General features: G+C 74.1%; 3 protein-coding genes. All 3 read right to left on the bottom strand.

Translation table 11 applies throughout. The features are described from left to right. Positions 1–4: 4 nt before the first annotated feature. The 3 genes from ACFULQ_RS48745 to ACFULQ_RS48735 all read right to left on the bottom strand — a co-directional run bounded on the left by ACFULQ_RS48745 (position 5) and on the right by ACFULQ_RS48735 (position 3,736). The gene (locus tag ACFULQ_RS48745) at positions 5–1,645 is read right to left on the bottom strand and encodes a thiamine pyrophosphate-binding protein (RefSeq protein WP_383558200.1); all 1,641 of its coding nucleotides are present in this window, start codon (positions 1,643–1,645) and stop codon (positions 5–7) included. Beyond that, the gene (locus ACFULQ_RS48740; RefSeq protein ID WP_383558197.1) at positions 1,642–2,430 is read right to left on the bottom strand and encodes a cyclase family protein; all 789 of its coding nucleotides are present in this window, start codon (positions 2,428–2,430) and stop codon (positions 1,642–1,644) included. The genes ACFULQ_RS48745 and ACFULQ_RS48740 overlap by 4 nt, the downstream gene beginning before the upstream one ends. A gap of 76 nt (positions 2,431–2,506) precedes the next feature. Then, positions 2,507–3,736, bottom strand: a complete 1,230-nt coding sequence (locus ACFULQ_RS48735; RefSeq protein ID WP_383558195.1) for an aminotransferase class V-fold PLP-dependent enzyme — start codon at positions 3,734–3,736, stop codon at positions 2,507–2,509. Positions 3,737–3,815: the final 79 nt, after the last annotated feature.

The raw sequence follows: 3,815 nt of genomic DNA, 5'->3' as shown, positions 1-3,815 counted from the left end.
CCGCTCAGTGCCCCCGGAACGCCTCCTCCAGCCACCACGCGCCCCGGTCCCGCACGACCTTCGCGTCGATCAGCAGGGGTGCCGACCGCGGCCCGGCGACCCAGTCCGCCACCGCCTTGAGGTCGGCCGGGGTGTGCACGGTCACCGCCTCGAAGCCGTAGCCGCGGGCCACGGCCGCGATGTCCGTCGGGGGGAACTCGACCGTGTCGAGGGGGTGTCCCTCGGGGCCGAAGTGGTGCACCTCCGCGCCGTACGCGTCGTCGTTGTACACCACGACGACCATGGGCAGCCCGAGCCGCCGTACGGTGTCGAGGTCGGCGGCTCCCATCAGCGCGCCGCCGTCGCCGAGCGCGGCCACCGGCAGTCGGTCCGGGCGGGCCAGGGCCGCGCCGATCGCGGTGGCCAGGCCGAGGCCGATCGACTGGAAGGCCTGGGTGAAGCAGAAGCCGTCCTGGTCGGGCACCGACAGGAACATGCTCGGGTGGCCCATGAAGTTGCCGGAGTCGACGGCGACGACCCGCTGGGCGGGGAGGAGGTCGTCGAGGGCGATGCTCAGGGTGACGGGGTCGATCCGGTCGCGGCCGCCGGTGTCGTCGTAGGGCACGTCACGCCAGCGCCCCCGGGTGGCGACCGCCTCGGCGATGTCGGGGGTGCGCAGCCCCGTCCGCGGGCCGCCGGACGCCTCCAGCGCCTGCCGTGCGGTGAGTTCGACGTCGCCGGTGACGCCGAGGTGCAGCTCCCGGTGCACGCCCAGTGCCGACGGGTCGTCGTCGACCTGGACCACGGTCGTGCCGGCGCCGATGAGCGCTCCGTGCCGCATGGTCCACATGTTCAGGGCGCAGCCCCAGCCGACGATCAGGTCGGCGCCGCCGATGAGTTCGGCGGCGAGCGGGGTCGCGAAGCCGCCGGAGACGTCGAGCGACCAGGGGTTGTCGTGGAACAGTCCGCGCGCCACCGCCGAGGTCGCCAGCAGCGCGCCGCAGTGCCCGGCGAGGGCTTCGAGGGCGTCCCGGGCACCGGGTGAGCGCGCTCCGCGACCGGCCACGAAGACCGGCCGTCTGGCCTGCTCCAACACCCGTACCAGGGCCGCCACTTCGGAGTCGTCCGGCGCCACCGCCGGTCGGGGCGGCGGCGGTGACACCTGCGCGAGGGCACCCTCGGGGGCGTCCAACGCCTGTACTTCCAGAGGGAGGTTGAGGACGACCGTGCGCCGCTCGTGCAGGGCCCGCCGCACTGCCGCACCCGTCTGTCCTACGGCGTCCTCGGCCGAGGTGATCCGCATCGGAACCGCCCCCACCGCTCCCGCGAGCGCCTCCTGGTCGACGTAGAAGTTGGAGGTCGTTCGGGTCACCTCGGCGGCGAGCACGACGAGCGGGGTACGGCTCTTGGCCGCCTCCGCGATCCCGGTCAGCGCGTTGGTGAGACCGGGGCCCTGGTGGACGCTGACGGCGGCCACCGTGCCGCTCACGCGCGCGTACGCGTCGGCCATCGTCGCCGCACCGCACTCGTGGCGGGCGGCGACGAACCGGGCCCCGGCCGCGACCAGGGCGTTGGTCGGGTGGAAGTTGCCGGAGCCGACGACACCGAAGACCTGCTCGACCCCCGCCGCGTGCAGGGCCCGTCCCACCGCCTCGGCGACCTTCACGACCGCTCCACCAGCGCCAGCACGCGCGCGGGTGCGCCGGAGCCCGCCACGATGGGCAGCGGTCCCGCGATGACGACAGCTCCGGTCGCGGGCAGCGCAGCGAGGTTCTGGAGCTGGGTGAGGCCGTACTTGTCGCTGCCCATCAGATAGGAGTGGCAGGGGAAGGCGGGGTCGAAGGAGTGTCCGCGTCCGGCGTCGGTGCCGACCGTCTCGACGCCGAGTCCGATCACGGGCGACTCCTCCGCCACCCAGCGGGCGCACTCCGGGGAGAGGCCCGGGGTGTGCGGGCCGTCCTCGTCGGCGTTGAGGAAGGCCTCCTGGGAGTGCGCGCGGGCGTCCCAGCCGGTGCGCAGGAGCAGCCAACCGCCGTCCGGCAGCGGTCCGTTGTGCTCCTCCCAGGCCTTGACGTGGTCCACCTCGACCAGGAAGTCCGGGTCCTTGGCCGCCTCGGCGGTGAAGTCCAGCACGGCGGCGGGGGCGATCAGGCGGTCGGCCGGGACGGAGGCCACGTCGGCGAGGTCCTTGCCGGTCACCCAGTGGTTCGGGGCGTCGAAGTGGGTGCCGGTGTGCTCGCCGCTGCGGAAGTTGTTCCAGTACCAGGCCGGTCCGCGGTCGTCGTACCGGCTGATCTCCTCCAGCTCGAAGACCGCCGTCTGCCCGAACTGCGGCGGCAGCTGGATCACCGGGGTCGACGAGGAGAGCGGTGAGGTGAGATCGACGATCTCGATCGAACCGCCGCGCAGGGCGGACACCAGCGCGGTGAGGACGGACGGCTGCTCGTGCATGAGGGCCTCCTGAAACGCTCCGGGGCTGCCAGGATGTCACCGACCGTCTTGTGGCGGCGGGCCCGACGACACGGAACTAGGGCCGGCCGACCGCCCTGGCCCACTCGCCGAGGACCGGGACGCATTTCTCGGCGAAGTGCTCGTAGTCCTCGGCCGTGTTGTAGACGTGGGCGGACAGGCGCAGATAGCCGATGCCGTCGAAGCTGGTGAAGGCGGCCTCGACGCCGAGCTCGCCGGCCGCGCGGTCCCGCAGCGCGTCGGCGTCGAGGCGGGTGCGGCCGAGACCGTCGGGCAGCCGCACCAGACGCATGCCGGGCACGGGCATGCCGACGTCGACCGCGCTGTCGTCGCCCGTGAGGCCGGCGAAGGCGGAGCCGATCACCTGGGCGCCGTAGTCGGCGAGCCGGTCCATGTAGCGGCGGGCGGCGGCCCAGCCCCAGGTCTCGGCGACGAAGGCGAGGGCGGTCGGGGCGGCGAGGTAGGAGGTGGCGTCCAGCGTGCCCTGCTGGTCGAAGCGGTCGGGGTACGGATCGTGCGCGGCCCACGAGTCGATCAGCGGGTACAGCGCGTCGCGCAGCGGCCCCCGGGCGACCAGCGCTGCCGTGCCACGGGGCGCACAGCCCCATTTGTGCAGGTTGCCGGTCCAGTAGTCGTACGTCGCCCCCGCGAGCGGCGACTCGACGAGACCCGGCGCGTGGGCCCCGTCGACGAGCATCGGGATGTCACGGCGCCGGGCCTCCGCGCCGATCCGCTCGACCGGCAGCCGGCGTGCGGTCGCCGAGGTGATCTGGTCCACGACCACGAGGTCGGTGTCCGGGCCCAGCGCGGCCACCACGGCCTCGTACGCCGCGTCCTCGTCGGCGTCCAGGGGGACATGGGCGGTGCGGACCCGGCCGCCCCAGCGGCGGGCCAGTCGCTCGGCGCCCATGGTCACGGCGCCGTAGCCGTGGTCGGTGACGACGATCTCGCCGCCGCGGCGCCGGGTGAGCGCCGCGTGGACGACGCTCGCTCCGGCGCTGGCGTTGGGCACCAGGGCGAGATCGTCCGGGTCGACGTGCAGGAAGGCGGCGAGTTCGACGCGGGTGGCGGCGATGCGCTGCGGCAGCGTGGGGAACCACACCACGGGCGAGCGCTCCATCTCGGCGCGCAGGGCCTGCTGCCGCTCCTGCGCCACGAGGGGCACCGCCCCGAACGACCCGTGGTTGAGGTGCAGTTGGGCCGGGTCGAGGGACCACGCGTGCGCGGCGGGCCTGCCGTCGGCCAGCAGCAGCGGGGCCGGCGCGGTGGCCACCTCGGTCTCGCTCACGGAACTCTCCATCGTCGCTGTCGGGGAAGGTCGTCCTCCTGAGGAACCACCACGGGCCCCGGATCGGTGGATCCGGGGC

The organism is Streptomyces sp. NPDC057253 (genome assembly GCF_042669125.1).
Taxonomy (GTDB): Bacteria; Actinomycetota; Actinomycetes; order Streptomycetales; family Streptomycetaceae; genus Streptomyces.
The sequence above is the reverse complement of the archived record's forward strand: the minus strand, read 5'-3'. Positions and strand labels throughout refer to the sequence as shown.